Consider the following 20,968-nt stretch of genomic DNA (forward strand, 5'->3'; position numbering starts at 1 on the left):
TTAGAAAGTCCGTAAGCCTAAATGGTTTGCGGACTTTTTTATTGTGGTTTTGGCAAAATAGCCACCGTTAACCTACTAATGCAATTCATTTTACCTTTATCGTTGTACATTTTAATCTCCCAAACCTGGGTTTTTCCACCAATGTGTAAAGGTTTGCAAACTCCTTTAACCAAACCTGCGCTTACTGGGCGTAGGTGGTTGGCATTTACCTCTAAACCAACAGCAATTTGTTTAGCGGGGTCTATGCACATATAGGCAGCAATGCTACCCAAGGTTTCTGCAAGTACTACAGAGGCACCGCCGTGTAAAATACCAGCGGGTTGATGTGTGCGTTCATCAACAGGCATGGTTGCACAAATATAATCTTCGCCAATTTCTGTAAACTCGATACCTAACAATGCCCCAATATGGTTTTTAGGCCTGTCATTTAACATGGCGGGGGTAAATTCTTTAAACCAGATCATAAATAACGCTCTTTAATTACATTGGTATGGTGTATAACATGGCCTGCTAAAATAAAGGTGAGAGCCCTTACGCTCATCTCTTTGCCATTGGCATTTCCAATCCTATCCAATTCATCCTCATTTAAAGAATGGATCAAATAAAGATTTGATTTTCTAAGGATGGCAAATTCTTCAGAGAGACTAAATAAAGTACGATCTTTAAAATGGGCATTGGCCACATAATCATCTTCTTCAAAACCCGGCAATGCCGCTTTCTCTCCCCTTGCAAAACACAATAACCTAAATACCATAATGCGCTCGGTATCTATAATGTGGCCTACCATTTCTTTAATTGTCCACTTGCCTGGAGCATAAGCATAATCGCCCTTTTCAATCAAATTATTAATAAAATTGGGAAAATCGGTGGCTTGATGCGTTAAAACCTCCGTAATATTGCCTTCTACAAGGCTAATGTACCTGTTACCCCATTCTGGGTATTCCTGTGTTTGTGGTCGGTTCATAAGTAATGCTGCTTTTTAATATTATCCTAAATGTGGTGCCTTTGCCCAACTCAGAGTCTTTTACAAAAATTTGTCCGCTGTGGTAATTCTCAACCATCCTTTTGGTTAGCGATAAACCTAAGCCCCAGCCACGTTTTCGAGTGGTATAACCAGGTTGAAAAACAGTGTCGAACTTAGAGCGAGGAATGCCCCTTCCGGTATCGGTTACATCTATAAATACTTCTTCTTTAGCTAGGTGTTCAATAATATTGATGGTAATTGTACCTTCATTTTCAATGGCGTTGGCTGCATTTTTTAAGAGGTTCTCAATTACCCAGTCAAATAGAGGGATGCTTAACATCGCCCTTACTTGATTGTCGCCAGTAATGATAAATTTGACTTTATCTGAAGTACGAACTTTAAAATAAGCGACAAAATTTTTGATCACCAAGAACACAACATGATCTTCAAGTATTGGTTTGGAGCCAATTTTAGAAAAACGATCGGTTATAATTTCCAAACGGTGGATATCATTTTCCATTTCTGCAACCAAGGGGTCGTCTTCTGCATCAAACCTGGATTTAATGAGTTCTACCCAAGCCATGAGCGATGAAATTGGTGTGCCCAATTGATGGGCAGTTTCTTTTGCCATGCCCACCCAAACCTGATCTTGCTCTGCCCTGCGGGCAGAACTGAAGGCTACATAAGCCGCCAAGATAAATAAGGCAACTACACCCAATTGTATGAAAGGAAAGAACCTCAATTGGGTTAAAATGAAAGAATCTTTATAATAAGCCTTTAACTCTTCATAACCTTTGCCATCAATGTATTGCCCTCTCATTGCAACAGGTGAATGCTGTCTTTTCATGATATTGAGCTGGCGCACAAAATAAAGCGAATCGAATTCAAGGGTTTGGTTTTTACCCCCAATATTGTACAATGTTTTTGTAGAATCTAGTCCTGTCCAACTATAAATAGAATCGGGGTTTTTGGCCGTTTTTTTGGTCAAGATGACGTCCATTTTGAGGTTTTTCCTGATGGTTTCAAAAACATCAGTTAACTCATCTAGATCGTACATGTTCATTTGCTGCTCAAGTACCTTAACCCTCAACTTGAACTGCGTGGCCTCCTCCCGCTCCATTTTTTTAATAAAAGAATTAGAATAGAATACAGATGCCGCACCAATAACAGTAGCAAAAATCAATAAAAAGAATTTCCAACGACGTTTTTTTTGGTATGGGTTCATAACAGGTGCTGGCAAATTACAAAATAGCAATCAAAAATATACCAACAGAAACGTAAACGAGCTAAAAAATATATCTTTGCGGTGTAATGGAAAAGAATATCAGAGTAAGATTTGCACCAAGCCCAACTGGAGGCTTGCATTTAGGTGGCGTTCGTACCGCTTTATTTAACTATTTGTTTGCTAAAAAGCACAATGGCACATTCGTTTTGCGTGTTGAAGATACAGACCAAACCCGTTTTGTTGAGGGGGCCGAAGAATATATTGTAGATTGTTTGAACTGGTGTGGCATTACACCAGATGAGAGTCCGCAAAAGCCAGGTGCTTTTGGCCCATATCGTCAAAGCGAACGCAAATCGAGCTACAAACAATACGCAGAACAATTAATTGCTGATGGACATGCTTATTATGCATTTGATACCCCAGAAGAATTAAATGCGAAAAGAGCAATCTACCCTAATTTTTTATATGGGCAAGTGAGCCGAATGGAAATGCGCAACTCTTTAACATTACCAGAAAGTGAAGTAGCTCAATTATTAGCAGAAAATACACCATACGTAGTAAGGATTAAGATTCCAGAAAACGAAACAGTTTCCTTTGTAGACATGATTAGGGGGATTGTAAGTTTTGATACCAATTTGGTTGACGATAAGGTTTTGCTAAAAGCGGATGGAATGCCAACCTATCATTTGGCGGTAGTTGCAGATGACAAAGCCATGGAAATTAGCCATGCTTTTAGAGGTGAAGAATGGTTGCCATCTGCTCCAATCCACATTTTGTTATGGAAATATTTAGGCTGGGAAGATTCGATGCCACAATGGGCACATTTACCTTTAATCTTAAAACCAGATGGAAACGGTAAGTTGAGCAAAAGAGATGGCGATCGTTTGGGTTTCCCGGTATATGCCATGAACTGGACAGACCCTAAAACTGGAGATATAACCAAAGGTTTTAAAGAGCTTGGTTTTATGCCAGAAGCTTTTGTGAACCTTTTGGCCATGCTGGGCTGGAATGATGGAACAGATCAAGAAATATTTTCTTTAGCAGAACTGATCAATTTGTTCTCTATTGAACGCATTAGCAAAGCTGGCGCAAAATTCGATTTCGAAAAAGCAAAATGGTACAACCACGAGTGGATTAAAATAACAAGTGCTGAACATTTAGCACCAACAGTTAAAAACGAATTTAACAATGCAGGTGTCGAAATTAGCGATGAAGTATTTTTGCTTCAAGTGATCAACCTGATTAAAGACCGTTGCAATTTATTGGGCGATTTTGTTGCCCAAGGTGTTTACTTTTTTGCTGCTCCAGCAGATTATGATGTGGCTGCGGTAAAACCAAAATGGAGTCCAGAAAAAGCGGCGTTTTTTCAAGAATTTGCCCAAAATTTAGCTGCTGGCGCTACAGCATTAGCATTAGAAGAGCAGTTTAAAGCCTTAGCAGAAGCAAAAGGATTTAAACCCGGAGAACTGATGTTGCCCTTACGCATTATGTTGGTAGGTGGTAAATTTGGGCCAGGTGTATTTGATATTGCCGTATTACTGGGTGTTGGAGAAACACAAAATAGAATAGAAAAGGGCATTGCTGCATTTAACTAAAAATATTTTTTAAATTGGTATAAGAATTGTCTTTCCAAGTTTAAAAAATAAAACTAAAAATTATGCAGTGGTTCGGAAAAGGAAGTAATAACGTAGAAGATGGTAGAGGCGGAGGTGGTGGCGGTAGAGTTGCCTTTGGTGGTGGTATTGGGATTATCATTGTTATTGTTGGTTTATTTTTTGGCAAAGACTTAACCGGATTAGTAGACCAAATGCCTGCCGTTGAGCAAGGCCCTGTTAAAAATGGAGTACCAGCTAACGATCCACAAGCCCAATTTGTATCAGGTGTATTAGAATCTACAGAACAAGTTTGGGATGCGCAGTTTAGAGCATTAGGCCTGCAATATGAACAGCCAAAATTAAGATTGTTTACAGGTGCAGTTCAATCTGCCTGTGGCAATGCAAGTGCTGCGGTGGGCCCATTCTATTGTCCTGGCGACCATAAAGTTTACATCGACCTTTCTTTTTACGCAGAACTTAAAGACCGTTTTGGTGCTGCCGGCGATTTTGCGCAAGCTTATGTCATTGCGCACGAAGTGGGGCACCACGTACAAAATTTATTGGGTACATCAGAAAAAATGCAAGCAGCTCGCAGCCGATTAAGCGAAGTAGAATACAATCGTTTATCTGTAATGCTCGAGTTGCAAGCTGATTTTTATGCGGGCCTTTGGGCCAACCATGCCCAGAACTTAAAAGATTTTAGGCTTGATGCGGGTGATATAGATGAAGCCCTAAATGCGGCCAATGCCATTGGTGATGACAAATTGCAAAAACAGGCACAGGGAGAAGTTGTACCTGATGCATTTACGCATGGCACTTCAGCCCAAAGAATGTACTGGTTTAAGAAAGGTTTCGAGACAGGAGATATTAAACAAGGAGATACCTTTAATGCCAAAAAGCTATAGGTAAGGTTAAAAAATCATTTGTCGTAACATATATTTATAAAGCGCAATTTTTGTTTTGCTTTGTAAAACAATTCCCATCTCCATTTGTTCTCATTTCTTATAGCGATTTCCTTACCTAGAATTACCTATAAACTAAATGATAAATGTAGCCAAGCTTTAACTATTTTTGGGAATGATCCTTATTGTAGATGATACGCCAGAGAACCTGATTTCTTTAAAAAAGGTACTCGAAAAACACAATTTTGAGGTAGATACAGCAGCTTCAGGTGAAGAGGCTTTAAAAAAGGTATTAAAAAACTCTTATGTATTAATTATACTGGATGTACAAATGCCGGGCATGGATGGTTTTGAAGTAGCAGAAGCCATTTCAGGATACAGCAAAGCTAAAGAAACTGCGATCATCTTCTTATCCGCAGCCAATACCGAATTTAAGTTTATTGCAAAAGGGTATTCATCAGGAGGGTTGGATTATATTACCAAGCCTGTTGATATGAATATTTTATTGCTCAAGGTTAAAACATTCTACCGCATTTATGAGCAGAATAGAAAGCTCAATGAAATGCAAACCACATTGCTTGCAGAAATTGAATTTCGAAAAGAAGCAGAGCGTAAAAAGGATGAGTTTATCAGCATTGCAAGTCACGAATTAAAAACCCCTTTAACCAGTGTAAAGGGCTATGTACAACTCTTAGAAAGAAGTATCAATAAAGGAGATACCGAAACTGTAAAAAAACATTTAGGGAAGGCACAAATGCAGCTGGAAAAACTAAATAGCCTCATAGCAGATTTGTTGGATATCTCTAAAATAGAAAGTGGAAAGCTCAAGTTCAACGAGCAAAACTTCGCCATAGATTGTCTGTTAGATAACGTAATTGAGGTAATGCATCAATCTAATCCAGAATTTAAAATCCATAAAAATGGATTGGCAAATTGTGAGATATATGGCGATGAAATGCGTATAGAGCAGGTAATTGTTAATTTCCTAACCAATGCCATCAAATACTCTCCTGGTACTAGCGAAATTGAGCTTACCGTAAAAGTAGAGCATGACCAACTTCACATCGCTGTTAAAGATTATGGAATAGGCATGTTGCCAGAGCAATTGAACCATGTTTTTGATAAATTTTACCGTGTAGAAGAAACTTCCCAACGTTTCCAAGGCTTGGGAATTGGCCTCTATATTTCTGCCGAAATTATTAAAAGACATGGAGGAGAGATTGGTGTAAACAGTGTTTATGGAGAAGGCTCAGAATTTTATTTCCTGATGCCTATAGGTTTAAAAACTGAAGTTTAATGATTTAAAAAATTACCCCTTAATGAAATTATCCCTAAAAAGTAACCTGCGCTTAGGCTTAGGTTTATCATTAATCATTTTGATTATCAGTTCGCTCGCCTCCTATATCAGTATCAATAATTTAATTGATAGCGGAAAACTAGTTGCCCATAGCAATATCGTAATGAGCAATTTAGACAATACCATCTCTACCTTAAAAGATGCAGAAACTGGACAAAGAGGCTACCTTTTAACCGGGAATAAGGTGTTTTTAGAACCCTATATTGGCGCAAGAGAAAAAGTTAATGCTTTATATGTTGTGTTAAAAGAGCAAACGAAAGATAATCCTTATCAACAACGTAAACTAGAAGAACTCAAAGAGATACTAGATAATAGGTTGGTCATTATCGATAACACCATTGAGGTTAAAATGAAAAATGGTAAGGTAGCTGAATCTGTTCTTTTAGATGGTAAAGTGTACATGGATAAGATCAGGCTAACCATTAAAGATATGCAGAATGAAGAGAAACGCTTGTTAGGTGTTCGTACTGCAGAGCTGAATACCCTTTCTGAATATACACCAGTATTAATTATTATAGCTGCGGTGCTCTCTTTATTAATTACCATTTTCTTTTATAGAAAAGTAACCTTTGATTTTGATGAACGGGTTAAGTTGCAACAAAAACTAGAAGACATCAATACAGATACCGCTCGTAGAATTGAGCTGATCCAAGGAATTGCCCGTCAGATTTCTAGTGGAGATTATAAGGTTAGGCTTGATGAAGTACAAAAAGATGGCTTAGGAAGCTTATCGGGGTCGTTAAATGCAATGGCAGAATCGCTGCAGTATTCATTCAGTTTATTAGAAGATAAAGAATGGCTCCAATCGGGTATCGCTAAACTCAACGACCAAATGGTTGGAGAGAAGGAGATTAAAATATTAGCTAATGATATGTTAGAACATATTGTAGCCCATACCAAGAGCCATGTAGCTGCACTGTATATTTTAGAAGAAGACAGGAACCTTTACCTCACCGGCGGATACGCACTTACAGCAAATGAGAAAAGCCATAAAATAGCCAATGGAGAAGGGTTGATTGGGCAATGCCTACAATCGGATAAAATGATTGTATTGGATCAGATCCCAGAAGGTGAGGGTACTATCAGCTATGCTACAGGGCAAACCAAACCAAAAAATGTAGTTGCATTTCCAATACATAGAGATGGATTTATGATAGGAGTAATTGAACTGGCTTCTCTGAATGTTTATACACCTCGAAAGTTAGACTTTTTAAATAGCATTTCGAACAATATCGGTATTGCAATCCATGTAGCACAAAACCGTAAAAAACTTCAAGAATTTTTAGAAGAAACCCAAGCCCAAGCCGAAGAATTGCAGGCACAACACAGCGAACTCGAAGGGCTAAATGCAGAACTTGAAGCACAAACCCAAAAAATACAAGCCTCTGAAGAAGAGCTTAGGGTACAGCAAGAAGAACTGTTACAGAGCAACCAAGAGCTAGAAGAGCGTACCAGTTCATTAGAAGAAAAGAACCTGCTTATTCAAGAACGAAATATAGATATCCAGCAAAAAGCAGAGCAGCTGGCACAAAGCACCAAATACAAATCGGAGTTTTTGGCCAATATGAGCCATGAGCTGAGAACGCCATTAAATTCAATTTTGTTGTTGTCTAAATTAATGGCCGATAATGAAGAATTGGATAAAGAATATACAGAGTACGCCTCGGTTATTCAAAGTTCTGGTCAGGGTTTATTAAGTCTGATCGATGAGATTTTAGACCTTTCTAAAATTGAAGCAGGTAAAATGAGCTTAGAAATTGCCGATGTAATGGTTGATGAAGTAATTGCAGATATGCAATCTTTATTTAAACCTATTGCCAAAGACAAAGGACTGGAACTGGTAGTGGTTACCGCTAAAGATATCCCTGCCCACATTAGCACAGATAAAATGAGATTGGAGCAGGTATTGAAAAACCTATTGTCTAATGCGTTTAAGTTTACTGCTCAAGGCAAGGTAAGCCTATTGCTATCAACAGACCAAAAGTACAATACCTTAACATTTAAAGTGAAGGATACAGGTATTGGTATTGCTCAAGAAAAAGTAAATCTGGTATTCGAAGCTTTCCAACAGGCAGATGGCTCAACCAGACGTAGGTTTGGAGGTACAGGCTTAGGCTTATCCATCAGTAAAGAACTGGCCAAGCTGTTAGGTGGTAACATTAGCTTAGAAAGTGAGGAAAATGTAGGAAGTGAATTTTCATTAACCATCCCGATCAATTTTACCGAAAATGAAGCTTTTTTAGAAGAGCAGTTAACCAATATTGAAACAAGCAGCCATTATGTTGAATTATTTCCGCCTATAGCAGAACGTTTTACGGTTGAACATATTCCGGGCGATGTAGAAGACGATAGAGCAAGTATAAAAGCAGAAGATAAAGTGATCTTGATTATTGAAGATGATACCATTTTTGCCAAAATGCTGCTAGAGTTTACACGCAAGCGTAATTACAAAGGAATTGTTGCTGTACGTGGAGATGTAGGTATAGAACTGGCCAATCGCTATAATCCATTGGCCATTTTGTTAGACATTCAACTGCCAATTAAAGATGGGTGGCAGGTAATGGAAGAGCTCAAATCTAACCCACATACTAGGCCAATCCCGGTACACATCATGTCGTCGCTTTCGGTAAAAAGAGAAAGCTTGTTAAAAGGAGCAGTAGACTTTATTGACAAGCCTGTTGCCTTAGAACACATGAAACAGATCTTCGAAAAATTGGAAGATGCTTTAAGCAGGCATCCTAAAAAAGTACTGATTGTTGAAGAAAACCAACAACATGCCAAAGCATTGAGCTATTTTTTGAGTAACTCCAACATTCATACCTTAGTAGTGGGCAACGTAGAAGAAAGCATTGAAGCACTTAAGAAAAAAGAAATAGATTGCGTAATTTTAGACATGGGGGTACCTGATAAAGTGGCTTATGATACTTTAGAAACCATCAAGAAAAGTGATGGCTTAGAAAACTTGCCAATTATCATTTTTACGGGTAAAAGCTTGTCAAAAGGAGAAGAAACCCGCATTAAACAATATGCAGATTCGATTGTGCTAAAAACCGCCCATTCTTACCAACGTATTCTGGATGAAGCGGGGCTGTTTTTACATTTGGTAGAAGAAAAAGGGAAACAACCCAAAGCATTGGTAAGAGATAATTTAGGAGGGCTAAACGAAGTATTAAAAAACAAAGTGGTGCTCATTGCAGATGATGATGTGCGCAATATCTTTTCGTTAACCAAAGCATTAGAGCAACACCAGATGAAGGTGCTGCCGGCAACCGATGGTAAAGATGCTTTAAAGGTTTTAAGCGAAAACCCAAAAGTTGATGTGGTGTTAATGGATATGATGATGCCAGAACTAGATGGTTACGAAACCACCAGAGCCATAAGAGCAATGCAGCCCTACAAACAATTGCCAATTTTAGCTGTTACTGCAAAGGCAATGATGGGAGATAGAGAAAAATGTATCGCTGCTGGTGCATCAGACTATATTTCTAAACCAGTAGATGTTGACCAATTGGTTTCATTGTTAAGAGTTTGGTTATACGATAAAGTTTAAGAAAATTGTTTTAAAGATTTATGGAAGTTAAAACAAAGAAAATATTAATCATAGACGACGATAGCAGGAACATATTTGCTTTAAAAGCAGTATTGAAAGCCAAAAAATACAATTGTTTAGCCGCCAATAGTGCCAAACAAGGGTTTGATATTTTAGCGAACGATAAAGATGTAGCGGTAGTGCTGATGGATATGATGATGCCAGATATGGATGGCTACCAGGCTATGACACAAATGAAAGCCCACCCCGAACTGAAAACGGTACCCGTAATTGCAGTTACTGCACAGGCCATGGTTGGCGATAAAGAACGTTGTTTGGAAGCAGGAGCAGTAGGCTATGTTTCTAAACCCGTAAATGTAGATGAGTTGGTAGCACAATTAAACAATTACCTCTAGTGCCCAATTCAGCTACGATAAACGACGAACAAGTTGAAATCTTAATCAACGATGTTTTAGAGCAATATGGTTATGATTTTACAGGCTACTCTAGGGCTTCATTAAAAAGAAGACTGCTACGCTTGTTCGGATTAGATAAACAAGTAAGTTTTGCCGAGTTTAGGTACAAAATAAATAATGATAGCCTTTATTTTAAACGATTTGTAGAGCAAATTACGGTAAATGTAACCGAAATGTTCCGCGATCCTGGGTTTTATAAAGCCCTTAGAGATAAAGTGCTGCCAAATTTGGGTACTTATCCTTTTATTAGAATTTGGCTGGCAGGTTGTTCTACGGGTGAAGAAGCTTATTCGATGGCTATTGTTTTAAAAGAGCTGAACTTATTGAATAAATCGCTAATTTATGCTACCGATATCAACCCAACCGTATTAGAAAAAGCAGCGCAAGGCATGTTCCCTATCAGTCAAATGAAACAATATTCAGAAAACTATATCGCATCTGGCGGGATCAAAGATTTTTCTTCTTATTATGCTGCAAACTATTCTTTGGCAAAATTTGATAACGATTTAAAGGAAAAAATGATTTTTTCTACACATAATTTAGTTTCTGACTACTCTTTTAATGAGTTTCAGTTAATTTTATGTCGTAATGTGTTAATCTATTTTGATAGAGAGCTACAGTTTAAAGTGCTGCAGTTGTTTGACAATAGTCTGGACAACTTAGGATACCTCGCTTTGGGATCTAAAGAAACCACAGACTTCTCTCCGATAAGTAAACGTTACAAAAGATTAGAAACAGAAAAAATCTGGAGAAAAATACAATCATGAAAGGATGTAAAGCATTTATTATAGGAGGCTCGGCTGGAAGTTTAGACGTACTTTTAAAAGTATTGCCTGCTATTGATATCGAAATTGCTTTTCCAATTATTATTGTGGTACACCGTAAACAAGGAACAGATTCTTTATTATCCGATCTGCTCTCTTCAAAAACTCAATTACGGGTTAAAGAAATTGAAGAAAAAGAATTGATCTTACCTAGAACAGTGTATGTAGTACCTTCAGATTATCATTTGTTAATTGAAAAAGATTTTACCTTTTCCTTTGACTATTCTGAAAAGGTAAATTATTCAAGACCTTCTATTGATGTTACTTTTCAATCGGCAGCAGAAGTGTATACCAATAAACTGGTTTGTCTATTGCTTTCTGGCTCTAATGCCGATGGCGTAAATGGATTGATCACGGTAAAAAATTATGGAGGAGAAATTGCCGTACAAGACCCTTCTTCTGCACAAGTAGATTATATGCCTGCACAAGCTATAGAGAGAGCAAATGTAGATCGAGTTCTCCGAATAGAAGAAATGGCAGCCTATATCAATGCACTAAGTTAAATGCTCAAGAAATGAACAAAAAAGTATTTATTTTTGATGACAACACGGATATATTAGAATTATGTACCCTAATTCTAGAAGACGCTGGTTACGAGATCAAAACCTCTGCCACCTCCAACGCCATAGTTGATCAGGTTTCGGCCTATATGCCAGATATTATTTTTATGGACAATTGGCTACCAGATGTGGGGGGCATTGAAGCTACGCAAGAACTTAAAAGCCATCCGGAGCTTAAACATATTCCTGTAATCTATTTCTCGGCAAATAACGATGTGAGTAGCTTGGCAGAAAAGGCTGGGGCAGATAATTATTTGGCCAAACCATTTGATATTAAAGAATTGGAAGAAATGGTGAGTAACCATATCCACAAGTAAGCCTTAATTTTACCCTTCATTTCGAGCGAGAAATCTTCCAAATGTATGTTTGTTGTTTGATTTCCCGCTCCGCTATTGCGTTGTGAAATGAGGATTTACTAACCTAGTTCTTCATTCTTCCCTGTTCTGCTTCTGTTCCTGTTGAACGGCGACGAGCAGGTTTGATTTCATTTTTTCCGAAACGATAAGTGAAACTCACTCTTGCTATTCTGGTATCGTTTTTCTGATAAACATCGTATCTCAATCCAGGGTATGCACTGCTCAGATTGGTTTCGTTAATGTTAAATACATCACTTACCGCTACCTTTATGCTTGCTTTTTTATTGAGTAACGATTTACTTAAGCCCATATCAATATAAGAACGAGATTTCAAGCGCAATGAACCATAATCTAGTGGCGATTCATAACTTCCGCTTAACTCTCCCATAAAGCCTGGTGCAATGGTGAAGCTCTGCTGCGATTTAAACTGGAAGGATGTTTTTCCTGTTTTTAAGGCTTTTCCCCCTAAATCTGGGGCTTCAAAACTGAGGTAAAAAACATTCAGGTTGTTGTTCATTTCCCACCATTTGGCAATTTTAACCGGCACATTCAAATTGGCGCCATAACTTACATTTTTTGCAATATTGGCATTGGTTTGATATAGGGCTTTTTGTGCTTCATCAGGTAAAATCACTTCTGCAATTACATCGTTAACACGGCTGTAGTTTACAGACAATAGATATTTCTGCATGAAGGTGTATGAAAGCTCAAAATTATGGGTATACTGTGGGTTTAAGAAAGGATTTCCTTTGCTATAGGTATATTGATCCAAATAATAAATAAATGGATTTAAAGCGTCGTAACTCGGTCTGTCTATTCTTCGGCTATAAGAAAACCCAACTTGGTTGTTTTCTGAAAGTGTCTGTTGTACAAACAAGGTTGGAAAGAAATCCCAATAGCTTCTTTTAACCACATTGTTGGTGGTAATCAGGTTTCCGGTAGAGTTGGTTTGTTCAACCCTTAAACCCACTTGTACACTAGTGCTTTTAAACTGTTTATTGATGTTTCCATAAGCAGCATTCACATTTTCATCGTACACAAATTGGTTGCTTCTACGAGCATCATTTTGCCAGTTTCCATTGATCTGCTCTTCAGCTCTTAAATTGTTATCAGTTTTTACCCAACTGCTTTTTACACCCGCCTCTAATTTTACGGTTTTGCTCAAAGAAACATTGTAATCAACTTTAAAAGCTTTGATGTCTATTTTAGAAGGAGTTGCATTTCTGGTATAATTGATGGCACGAATTGGGCTACCATTGGCATATCTGTAATCGTTGATGTAATCTGCACCATCATTGCCACTATATTTCGAATAATCTACATCTACCGAAAGCTCCGAGCCTGCGGTATCCAATATCGATTTATAGTTCAGGTTATAGGCCATGTTATTGTATTTGTTGGTCTGTAGATTTTTGGCAATCAATAAAGAATCTATCTGTTGAAAAGATTTACCGATTTTTGTAAAGTTATCTGAGGTTTCAGATCCGTTATTAGAGTAACCATTTATCAATAAACCCAAGGTGTTGTTCTTGTTCAAGAAAAAATCTGCACCAACTTTAAAGTTGTTATTCTGCATTTTACGGTAATTGTTGCCGGTTTGCATAAAGTAGGTATCTGGTGTGCCGTTTGATATACGGTCAATATCCAAACGGTTATCCCTTCCAACTCGACCATAATTGTAGTTCCCAAATACATTTAGTTTTTCATTTCTATGGTTCAGGTTAATACCTGTACTGCCCCTAAAATGTTTGCCATAACCAGCCGTGGCATTAATGCTACCATTGGTGCCTCCACTTTTACTCTTTTTGGTTTTGATGTTTATGATGCCAGAGTTTCCAGAAGCATCGTACTTAGACGAAGGGTTGGTAATCAATTCGATGGTTTCAATTTGTGCACTTTGCATGTTTCTCAACAAATTGGCCACATCGGCACTGCTCATATAAGTTTGTTTTCCATCCAATAGAATTAAAACCCCTTGCTTACCTTGCATCGAAATTTTATCATTCTGGTCTACGGTTACACCCGGTGCCTTTTGTAAAAGCTCTAGTGCAGTTGTACCAATAGCTATACTGCTGTTTTCTACATTCATTACCAACTTATCTGTTCTGCGTTCTATTAGTGGTTTTGTAGCCGTAACACTAATGGTATTTAATGTTTTGCTATTGGCTTTCAGCTTAATGTCTGCAAGGTTATGGTTTAAATTGCTTGCAGTTAAGCTAAAAGGGTTGGTTCGGTGGGCCACATAACCCATCATATTGGTTTTGATGAAATAGGTACCTGTATTGATATTTTGGAATTGAAATTTCCCACTAGGGTCTGTCAATGCAGTTTTTACCAGCACTGAATCTGAGGCTTTGAAAAGACTAACTGTTGCGTAGTCTACAGGTTTGTTTTGTTCGTCTGTTACCAATCCATTAATAATGATTGAAGCGGTTTTTTCTTGTGCATTAATTGCACCCCCTGTTAACAGGCAAAGTAAAGTAAGTGATAATAGGTATAATGTTCTCATATGTTTGTTTTGTTTGTGTTAAAAAATAAGGCATAAAAATTCCATTACGTCTTCACGTAAATTTTTCTCCATTACCAAAAATTTTAAATTTAGTTTAAAGGCGAAAGGCCTTTTGTTTTAGTTTGTGTCTTATAGACGATAGGAGTATAAAAAAGGTTACAAGAAATTTGTGCTTTTTTCTTTTAAAGAAATATTTAGAATCAAAAAAGCCTATATAACTGATGTATACAGGCTTTTAAAAAAAGAAATATTTTTTTATTTCATTCCCAAAACATCTACACCTTGTTCAAAAATCACATCAACTGGGATGCCTTTTTTACTTAAACGATCTAAATCTGCTTGTAATTCTGCTTGGATAATTCCTTTTTCTTTTTGGGTTTTCTCTACGGCAGCTCTGTCGCCATTTCCTTGTAAGGTAAGGATGACATTGCTTAAACCATCCATCGCTTTTGCAAATTTTACGAAATCTACACGATAGGTACCGTTTGATGTGCGTTGAAAAGCACCGTTTTCTTTGAAATAATTAAAACATTGCATATTAGCTTTGCCATGTGCACTTGAGGCCCCAAAACGTACAGAACGTAAAATGCCAGCCATAAAGGTGGTGTAGTAATCTTTAATATCGCCAGTAAGCTCGCCTTTTTTAAGGAGGCCAGTTACCATATATAAGCCTAAGATATCTGCCTTGCCTTCTTCTAACCACGAATATTGCTCTTTTAGTGCAGAACGAACGGTTCCTTTTCCATTAATGGTGTTTTTGATCCCTAAACCATGGGCAACTTCATGAAACATTACGTTGGCAAAGAAAGCATCAAATTTAATGTACTGTTGTTGGTCTTTGTCGATCAATTCTTTGGCAATTGGCACTAAAATCTTATCAAATTTAGCTTTCATTGCATTTTTAAGCTGTGAACGACGTGTTCCTTTTTTCTGTTGAATCACCTCATCATTAGGTAGGTTTACGGCAATTGTTTTCGAGCCTGCATTACAGTCTCCTGCATAATAAACCACATCATAGGCATTTAACTCAGAATCGGTTCCCGGAACCTCTTTTTTATAGGCTGGGGCCACAGGTAGGCCTTTTTGTAGTTCTGGCAACATACTTACATATTTGGCCAATCGCTTGCTCCATTCTTTGTCTTTTACCAATACATAAGATTCAAAAGAGGCACGGGCATTGAACAATTTGTCTTCATAATTCTCTATTGGACCAATAATGATATCCAAGCCATTGGTTTTCATGTCTAACCAAGCATAATCGCTAGCGGTATAATTATCGCTAACCAAAGCGTCTGCCCTAAGGTTTAGGTATTTTTTAAATCCAGCATCGTCTGTTAACAAAGCCGCTTGTTTAAGCAATGCGCTTGCTTTTTGCAACTCTGTAGCATATACTACATGGTAAGGCACCGAAATTAATTTGTCTTTTTCTGTTCTGATAACCGAGTACAAACCAAATTTATCCTTCACATCAGATTTCTCTAAGGCTTCTTTGGTCATATTTGCCGGATAAAAATAGCCACCTTCAGGTTTAGCACCAATGCCAGCCACAAAAGGTTTATCGCCATTTAACCTATCCCAAGGGCCGTAATTGATATCTATAAACTGTTTGGTTTTTTCATCTTTAATGGTGTTTTTCAAACTGTCACGCTGCGGATAGGCTTGTTTCCAGAATAGTTCGTCCATAATGGCTGCCGCTTGGATCAGTAAAGGAAGTACTTTTCTTTCGCTTGGGGTCAGCTGGTTAAGGTTGGTGGTTAGCTTTACTTTCTCGTAAATGGCTAAACGTTGGTCAACGTATTCTTGTAACGTATCTTTTGCTTTGGTATTCTCTTTTTTATCGTTGCTTTGTTGAGGATTATTACAAGCAAATAAACATGCTGTAATAGAAAAGCCAAGGAATAAAACACCCGTTCTACTTAAATTTCTCATTTGATTAAAAATTGTTTTTCATCTAATTTCAATGCACTAAATTAGCAAAAAATATAAGCATGTGATAGATACACGGCTTCTATTTCATATTCATCTCTAAATATCAATCATGTCTGTAAACAAACTAATGCTAAAAGGCACACTATTGCTTGCCAGCGGTCTCTTTTTAACCAACTGTAGCACGAATAAATATGCGGCTACAGATAAGGTCTACAAAAAGATGGCAAAAGATTTTTCTAAAACAATCAAGGCCACCCCACCTCAAGGGCAAACCATCGATTCGTTGAACAACGAACAATATTTTGTAGGTACGGTAAATATGGGTATCCGTAAGCCAAATTATGTGATCATCCACCATACAGCACAAGAGTCTACCGAGCAAACCTTAAAAACTTTTACCTTAACCAGAACAGCGGTAAGTGCACATTATGTGGTAGGCAGAGATGGTAAAGTGTTTCAGATGGTAAATGATTATTTAAGGGCCCAACATGCAGGTGCAGGTAAATGGGGCAGCGTTACAGACATGAACTCATGTTCTATCGGTATTGAAATGGATAACAATGGTACAACCGATGTTTGGACAGATGCCCAGATCAATAGCTTATGTTCGTTATTGGCTACCTTAAAAAAGAAATACGGTATTCCTACGGCAAACTTTATTGGCCACGCAGATTTTGCACCAAGCCGTAAACCAGATCCTAATAATTTTCCTTGGAAAACATTGGCCAAAAAAGGATTTGGGTTGTGGTATGATGATGTTTTGGAAATGCCACCAGCAGAATTTGATACCACCTTGGCCTTAAGAATTATTGGCTATGATATCAAGAACTTAGGCTCGGCAATTACCGCATTTAAACGCCATTTTGTAGGCACAGACCTTAGCCCAAAACTAACAGATAGCGATAAGCTAATTTTGTTTAATTTATACAAGAAATACATGTAACAAGTTTTGTTCCATTACAATAAAAGCCCTTTCGTTCAAACAAAAGGGCTTTTTTATGACCTGAATCTTTGTATTCGTTAAGGTTTAAAATTTAAAAGTTAACCCAGCATTTAGGCTACCCACACCATAACCCGCTTCGGCAAAAATACCGATCGAGTTTGATAGGTAATAACGGGCACCTGCATGACCGCCATAGATAAAACCACCAGCACTAGATGCCGGAACCGCACCACTACCAGTCCATTTTGCAGAAGCAATATTATAACCTAAAATGACGCCCAAATAAGGATCTAGTTTTTCTACTCCAAAATCAAAGTGATAAGAAGCTCTTGCTGCGGTTAAGATATAAGTGTATTTAAAATCTCCGAAGCCAGTAGGTGTGGTTTTGCTAGCATATGCTGCATAAGCACCTCCGCTAATCTTGTCAGAAAAGCCGTGCTCAAAGCTTAAGCCTATTGGTGTGCCAAAGCCACCACCTAAGCCAATACCAACATTAAGCATGTTGTCGCCTTTTTGATAAGCTTGTGCAAATGACGAGGAAATGCTTGCCCCAGTTAGGAATAAAATGGCCACCAATTTTTTAATTGTTAATTTCATATTTGTTTAATTTGATTTATAGCACCAAAATTATAGCGACCAAATTAAATTTGTAATACACATTAATGGGTATATTGATGTACGTACTAACACTTATAGCTAGCGTTTACAGCGCTTTGCCAAACAAAAAATCCCCTTCAAAAAAGAAGAGGATCTGATAGGATTAAGTTGACCTTGAGACTGTTTAAGCCTTAGGCTTCCAAGCTTCTTTTAAAGAAACCGTTCTATTGAAAATCAATTGACCAGGTTTAGAATCTTGATCTACTACAAAATAACCTTTACGGATAAATTGATAACCAACACCTTGTTCTGCTTGTGCTAAATAAGGCTCTATATAGGCATTTTTAATCACCTCAACACTTGCTGGATTAAGGTATTCTTTAAAATCGCCTTCTTCGCCGTCTGGAGATTCTACACTGAACAAGCGATCGTATAAACGGATTTCTGCAGTTTGTGCATGTACTGCACTTACCCAGTGGATGGTTCCTTTTACATTAATGCCGCTGGTATCCTCACCACTTTTAGATTCTGGAATATAGGTACAATGAATTTCGGTAACATTACCGTTTTCATCTTTCTTAAAATCTTCGCATTTTACAATGTAGGCATGTTTTAACCTTACCAGGGCTCCAGGAGCTAGCCTAAACCATTTTTTGGCAGGTTCTTCCATAAAGTCTTCACGCTCAATCCACAATTCGTTGCTGAAAGGGATTTCACGGTTACCGCCCTTATCTTCTGCTTCTGGATTATTCTCGCCAATTAAAATCTCCTCTTTTCCTGCCGGATAATTGGTAATGATCAATTTGATTGGATCGAGAACGGCCATTACACGGGTTGCTCTTTTGTTCAAGTCTTCACGGATACAAAACTCCAATAAGCCAAGTTCAATCAAGTTTTCTCTTTTGGCGATGCCAATACGCTCGCAAAATTCTTTAATGCTTTCTGGAGTATAACCTCTTCTACGCAATCCACTAATAGTAGGCATGCGTGGATCGTCCCAGCCGCTTACAAAACCTTCATTTACCAATTGCAACAGCTTGCGCTTGCTCATTACGGTATAAGTCAAGTTTAAACGGGCAAATTCATATTGTTTAGAAGGAAAAATGCCCAACTTTTCAATAAACCAATCGTACAGTTCGCGGTGCGAAACATATTCTAAGGTACAGATAGAGTGGGTAATGTTTTCGATACTATCACTTTGTCCATGTGCAAAATCGTACATCGGGTAAATACACCAGGTGTTTCCTGTACGGTGATGATGGGCATGTTTAATGCGGTAAATAATCGGATCACGCATTAACATGTTAGAACTGCTTAGGTCAATTTTGGCTCTTAAGATACAAACACCATCGGCAAACTCACCATTTTTCATGCTGGCAAACAAAGCCAAATTCTCTGCAATGCTGCGGTCTCTGTAAGCACTAGGCTTGCCAGGTTCTGTTGGCGTTCCTTTTTGGGTGGCTATTTCTTCGGCTGTGCTATGGTCTACATAAGCAAGGCCGTCTTCAATTAACTTTACAGCAAATCCATGTAGCTGATCAAAATAATCAGAAGCATACAATTCGTTTTTCCATTCAAATCCTAACCAATGAATATCTTCCTGCTGGCTATTTACATATTCTGTTTTTTCAGTTACTGGGTTAGTATCATCAAAACGTAGGTTGGTATAACCGCCATATTTTTGGGTTAACCCAAAATTAAGGCAAATGGCTTTGGCATGGCCAATATGTAGGTATCCATTAGGCTCTGGTGGAAAACGTGTAACCAAGGTTTTCGTCTTTCCACTACTTAAATCATGCTCTATTAGCTCTTCAATAAAGTTCAATGATTTTTCTTCACTCATAAAAATTATAGATTATAGACCTCAAAGTTAAGAAGATTAAGGGTATTTTAAGGTTGTTTTTAATGGTTTGATTAATAAAAGCGCTAAATTATTTACATTTACACCCTACTTCAAGATCAAATATGAACAAAACATTGAACAGACCCATTCGGGTTTTAGTAGCAAAAGTGGGCTTGGACGGGCATGATCGGGGTGCAAAAGTAATTGCAACCTCGCTCAGAGATGCTGGAATGGAGGTGATTTATACGGGCCTACGCCAAACTCCAGAAATGGTAGTGAATACAGCCTTACAAGAAGATGTTGATGCCATTGGGATTTCGATCTTATCTGGAGCGCACATGACAGTTTTTCCAAAAATTATTGCCGTGATGAAAGAGAAAAAGCTAACCGATGTTTTATTAACAGGGGGTGGAATTATTCCAGATGCGGATATGAAAAAGCTACAAGAAATAGGTGTGGGAGGACTTTTTCCGCCAGGAACACCTATGGCAAGTATTGTAGAGTATATTGAGAATTGGGTAGTTGAACACAGAAATTTTTAAGATCATGACCTATCAACAAATTAAAGCAGAAGTAAAAGAAAACATCTTTTACATTACCATTAATAGAGAACAAAAACTAAACGCCTTAAATAAAGAAGTTTTAACAGAACTGGCTACAGCCATTGCCTTTGCTGCAGAAAATGATGAGGTGCGGGGTGTTTTGTTAACTGGAGCTGGAGAAAAGGCTTTTGTTGCAGGTGCTGATATTTCGGAGTTTCAAAACTACAACCTGGCAGAGGGGAAAGAATTGGCCAGAAGTGGACATATTAATGTATTTGATGCCATAGAAAATTGCCCAAAACCAGTTGTTGCTGCTATTAATGGCTTTGCACTTGGTGGTGGTTTAGAACTAGCCATGGCCTGCCATATCCGTATTGCGAGTGAGAATGCAAAATTAGGCTTGCCAGAAGTTACCTTAGGCTTAATTCCGGGTTATGGAGGTACGCAACGTTTAGCACAGTTGGTAGGTAAGGGCAGAGCCATAGAAATGATTACCACTGCCGATATGATTACGGCAGAAAAGGCCTATAGAATTGGTTTGGTAAATGAAGTGGTACCACAAGCAGAATTAATTGCAAAAGCCGAAGAGATTTTAGCCAAAATTAAACAAAGAGCACCGTTGGCAATTGCAAGCGCAATTAAAGCAGTTAACTCAGGCTTAAAAGTAGGTGTAAATGGTTTCGAAGTAGAAATTGAAGAATTTGCCAACTGTTTTCAGACCGAAGATTTTAAAGAAGGTGTCAATGCCTTTTTAGAAAAACGAAAAGCTACTTTCAAAGGAAAATAAAATATAGGCAGTGTCATTTCTTTTAGTGTA

General features: G+C 37.9%; 18 protein-coding genes. 11 read left to right on the forward strand and 7 right to left on the reverse strand.

The window, feature by feature from the left end; all coding sequences use genetic code 11:
* Positions 1 to 38 precede the first annotated feature (38 nt).
* From AQF98_RS20835 to AQF98_RS20845, 3 genes are read right to left on the reverse strand one after another with little or no spacing between them, the layout of a single operon-like run.
* A complete protein-coding gene (locus AQF98_RS20835) occupies positions 39 to 464 on the reverse strand; it encodes a hotdog fold thioesterase (protein WP_055133902.1) in 426 nt (141 codons plus the stop codon).
* Complete coding sequence (locus tag AQF98_RS20840) at positions 461 to 964, reverse strand: DinB family protein (protein ID WP_055133903.1); 504 nt, start codon at positions 962 to 964, stop codon at positions 461 to 463. The genes AQF98_RS20835 and AQF98_RS20840 overlap by 4 nt, the downstream gene beginning before the upstream one ends.
* Positions 924 to 2,189 carry a HAMP domain-containing sensor histidine kinase gene (locus AQF98_RS20845; protein ID WP_055133904.1) on the reverse strand — a complete coding sequence of 422 codons (1,266 nt, stop codon included), beginning with the start codon at positions 2,187 to 2,189 and terminating at the stop codon, positions 924 to 926. The genes AQF98_RS20840 and AQF98_RS20845 overlap by 41 nt, the downstream gene beginning before the upstream one ends.
* Positions 2,190 to 2,275: 86 nt before the next feature.
* Between AQF98_RS20845 and gltX the strand changes: the two genes are divergently transcribed.
* From gltX to AQF98_RS20885, 8 genes are all read left to right on the forward strand, one after another.
* Positions 2,276 to 3,784: a glutamate--tRNA ligase gene (gltX, locus tag AQF98_RS20850; RefSeq protein ID WP_055133905.1), complete on the forward strand. Its 1,509-nt coding sequence runs from the start codon at positions 2,276 to 2,278 to the stop codon at positions 3,782 to 3,784.
* Positions 3,785 to 3,846: 62 nt separating this feature from the next.
* Positions 3,847 to 4,689, forward strand: a complete 843-nt coding sequence (locus tag AQF98_RS20855) for a neutral zinc metallopeptidase (RefSeq protein ID WP_055133906.1) — start codon at positions 3,847 to 3,849, stop codon at positions 4,687 to 4,689.
* A gap of 172 nt (positions 4,690 to 4,861) precedes the next feature.
* A complete protein-coding gene (locus AQF98_RS20860) occupies positions 4,862 to 5,983 on the forward strand; it encodes a hybrid sensor histidine kinase/response regulator (RefSeq protein WP_055133907.1) in 1,122 nt (373 codons plus the stop codon).
* 22 nt (positions 5,984 to 6,005) lie between these two features.
* Positions 6,006 to 9,593, forward strand: coding sequence for a response regulator (locus AQF98_RS20865; RefSeq protein ID WP_055133908.1), 3,588 nt, complete (start codon positions 6,006 to 6,008; stop codon positions 9,591 to 9,593).
* A 20-nt stretch (positions 9,594 to 9,613) separates the two neighbouring features.
* Positions 9,614 to 9,988 carry a two-component system response regulator gene (locus AQF98_RS20870; protein ID WP_055133909.1) on the forward strand — a complete coding sequence of 125 codons (375 nt, stop codon included), beginning with the start codon at positions 9,614 to 9,616 and terminating at the stop codon, positions 9,986 to 9,988.
* A complete protein-coding gene (locus AQF98_RS20875; protein WP_055133910.1) occupies positions 9,988 to 10,815 on the forward strand; it encodes a protein-glutamate O-methyltransferase CheR in 828 nt (275 codons plus the stop codon). Before AQF98_RS20870 ends, AQF98_RS20875 begins: the two co-directional genes overlap by 1 nt.
* Positions 10,812 to 11,375 carry a chemotaxis protein CheB gene (locus AQF98_RS20880; protein ID WP_152969777.1) on the forward strand — a complete coding sequence of 188 codons (564 nt, stop codon included), beginning with the start codon at positions 10,812 to 10,814 and terminating at the stop codon, positions 11,373 to 11,375. Before AQF98_RS20875 ends, AQF98_RS20880 begins: the two co-directional genes overlap by 4 nt.
* A gap of 11 nt (positions 11,376 to 11,386) precedes the next feature.
* The gene (locus AQF98_RS20885; protein WP_055133912.1) at positions 11,387 to 11,749 is read left to right on the forward strand and encodes a response regulator; all 363 of its coding nucleotides are present in this window, start codon (positions 11,387 to 11,389) and stop codon (positions 11,747 to 11,749) included.
* 103 nt (positions 11,750 to 11,852) lie between these two features.
* On the opposite strand, the gene AQF98_RS20890 is transcribed toward AQF98_RS20885, so the two are convergent.
* Both AQF98_RS20890 and AQF98_RS20895 read right to left on the reverse strand, forming a co-directional pair.
* Entirely contained in the window at positions 11,853 to 14,297 is a 2,445-nt protein-coding gene (locus AQF98_RS20890; protein WP_055133913.1) for an outer membrane beta-barrel family protein, read from the reverse strand.
* Between the two features lie 255 nt (positions 14,298 to 14,552).
* Positions 14,553 to 16,226, reverse strand: a complete 1,674-nt coding sequence (locus AQF98_RS20895; RefSeq protein ID WP_055133914.1) for a Zn-dependent hydrolase — start codon at positions 16,224 to 16,226, stop codon at positions 14,553 to 14,555.
* Between the two features lie 109 nt (positions 16,227 to 16,335).
* On the opposite strand from AQF98_RS20895, the gene AQF98_RS20900 reads away from it, so the two are divergent.
* Positions 16,336 to 17,169, forward strand: coding sequence for an N-acetylmuramoyl-L-alanine amidase (locus AQF98_RS20900; protein WP_055133915.1), 834 nt, complete (start codon positions 16,336 to 16,338; stop codon positions 17,167 to 17,169).
* 84 nt (positions 17,170 to 17,253) lie between these two features.
* Here AQF98_RS20900 and AQF98_RS20905 read toward each other — a convergent pair whose 3' ends face one another.
* Together AQF98_RS20905 and AQF98_RS20910 are read right to left on the reverse strand one after the other, a co-directional pair.
* Positions 17,254 to 17,766: a hypothetical protein gene (locus AQF98_RS20905; protein WP_055133916.1), complete on the reverse strand. Its 513-nt coding sequence runs from the start codon at positions 17,764 to 17,766 to the stop codon at positions 17,254 to 17,256.
* 184 nt (positions 17,767 to 17,950) lie between these two features.
* Positions 17,951 to 19,609, reverse strand: coding sequence for a glutamine--tRNA ligase/YqeY domain fusion protein (locus tag AQF98_RS20910; protein ID WP_055133917.1), 1,659 nt, complete (start codon positions 19,607 to 19,609; stop codon positions 17,951 to 17,953).
* Positions 19,610 to 19,731: 122 nt separating this feature from the next.
* Between AQF98_RS20910 and AQF98_RS20915 the strand changes: the two genes are divergently transcribed.
* Together AQF98_RS20915 and AQF98_RS20920 are read left to right on the forward strand one after the other, a co-directional pair.
* Complete coding sequence (locus tag AQF98_RS20915; RefSeq protein WP_055133918.1) at positions 19,732 to 20,151, forward strand: cobalamin B12-binding domain-containing protein; 420 nt, start codon at positions 19,732 to 19,734, stop codon at positions 20,149 to 20,151.
* A 4-nt stretch (positions 20,152 to 20,155) separates the two neighbouring features.
* A complete protein-coding gene (locus AQF98_RS20920; RefSeq protein WP_055133991.1) occupies positions 20,156 to 20,938 on the forward strand; it encodes an enoyl-CoA hydratase/isomerase family protein in 783 nt (260 codons plus the stop codon).
* Positions 20,939 to 20,968: the final 30 nt, after the last annotated feature.

The sequence above is a fragment of the Pedobacter sp. Hv1 genome, from assembly GCF_001412215.1.
GTDB lineage: Bacteria > Bacteroidota > Bacteroidia > Sphingobacteriales > Sphingobacteriaceae > Pedobacter.

What these genes read in the sequence shown, in the direction of transcription:
- AQF98_RS20835 (WP_055133902.1), bottom strand. Translation starts at nt 464, where the DNA reads ATGATCTGGTTTAAAGAATTTACCCCCGCCATGTTAAATGACAGGCCT.
- AQF98_RS20840 (WP_055133903.1), bottom strand. Translation starts at nt 964, where the DNA reads ATGAACCGACCACAAACACAGGAATACCCAGAATGGGGTAACAGGTAC.
- AQF98_RS20845 (WP_055133904.1), bottom strand. Translation starts at nt 2,189, where the DNA reads ATGAACCCATACCAAAAAAAACGTCGTTGGAAATTCTTTTTATTGATT.
- gltX (WP_055133905.1), top strand. Translation starts at nt 2,276, where the DNA reads ATGGAAAAGAATATCAGAGTAAGATTTGCACCAAGCCCAACTGGAGGC.
- AQF98_RS20855 (WP_055133906.1), top strand. Translation starts at nt 3,847, where the DNA reads ATGCAGTGGTTCGGAAAAGGAAGTAATAACGTAGAAGATGGTAGAGGC.
- AQF98_RS20860 (WP_055133907.1), top strand. Translation starts at nt 4,862, where the DNA reads ATGATCCTTATTGTAGATGATACGCCAGAGAACCTGATTTCTTTAAAA.
- AQF98_RS20865 (WP_055133908.1), top strand. Translation starts at nt 6,006, where the DNA reads ATGAAATTATCCCTAAAAAGTAACCTGCGCTTAGGCTTAGGTTTATCA.
- AQF98_RS20870 (WP_055133909.1), top strand. Translation starts at nt 9,614, where the DNA reads ATGGAAGTTAAAACAAAGAAAATATTAATCATAGACGACGATAGCAGG.
- AQF98_RS20880 (WP_152969777.1), top strand. Translation starts at nt 10,812, where the DNA reads ATGAAAGGATGTAAAGCATTTATTATAGGAGGCTCGGCTGGAAGTTTA.
- AQF98_RS20885 (WP_055133912.1), top strand. Translation starts at nt 11,387, where the DNA reads ATGAACAAAAAAGTATTTATTTTTGATGACAACACGGATATATTAGAA.
- AQF98_RS20890 (WP_055133913.1), bottom strand. Translation starts at nt 14,297, where the DNA reads ATGAGAACATTATACCTATTATCACTTACTTTACTTTGCCTGTTAACA.
- AQF98_RS20895 (WP_055133914.1), bottom strand. Translation starts at nt 16,226, where the DNA reads ATGAGAAATTTAAGTAGAACGGGTGTTTTATTCCTTGGCTTTTCTATT.
- AQF98_RS20900 (WP_055133915.1), top strand. Translation starts at nt 16,336, where the DNA reads ATGTCTGTAAACAAACTAATGCTAAAAGGCACACTATTGCTTGCCAGC.
- AQF98_RS20905 (WP_055133916.1), bottom strand. Translation starts at nt 17,766, where the DNA reads ATGAAATTAACAATTAAAAAATTGGTGGCCATTTTATTCCTAACTGGG.
- AQF98_RS20910 (WP_055133917.1), bottom strand. Translation starts at nt 19,609, where the DNA reads ATGAGTGAAGAAAAATCATTGAACTTTATTGAAGAGCTAATAGAGCAT.
- AQF98_RS20915 (WP_055133918.1), top strand. Translation starts at nt 19,732, where the DNA reads ATGAACAAAACATTGAACAGACCCATTCGGGTTTTAGTAGCAAAAGTG.
- AQF98_RS20920 (WP_055133991.1), top strand. Translation starts at nt 20,156, where the DNA reads ATGACCTATCAACAAATTAAAGCAGAAGTAAAAGAAAACATCTTTTAC.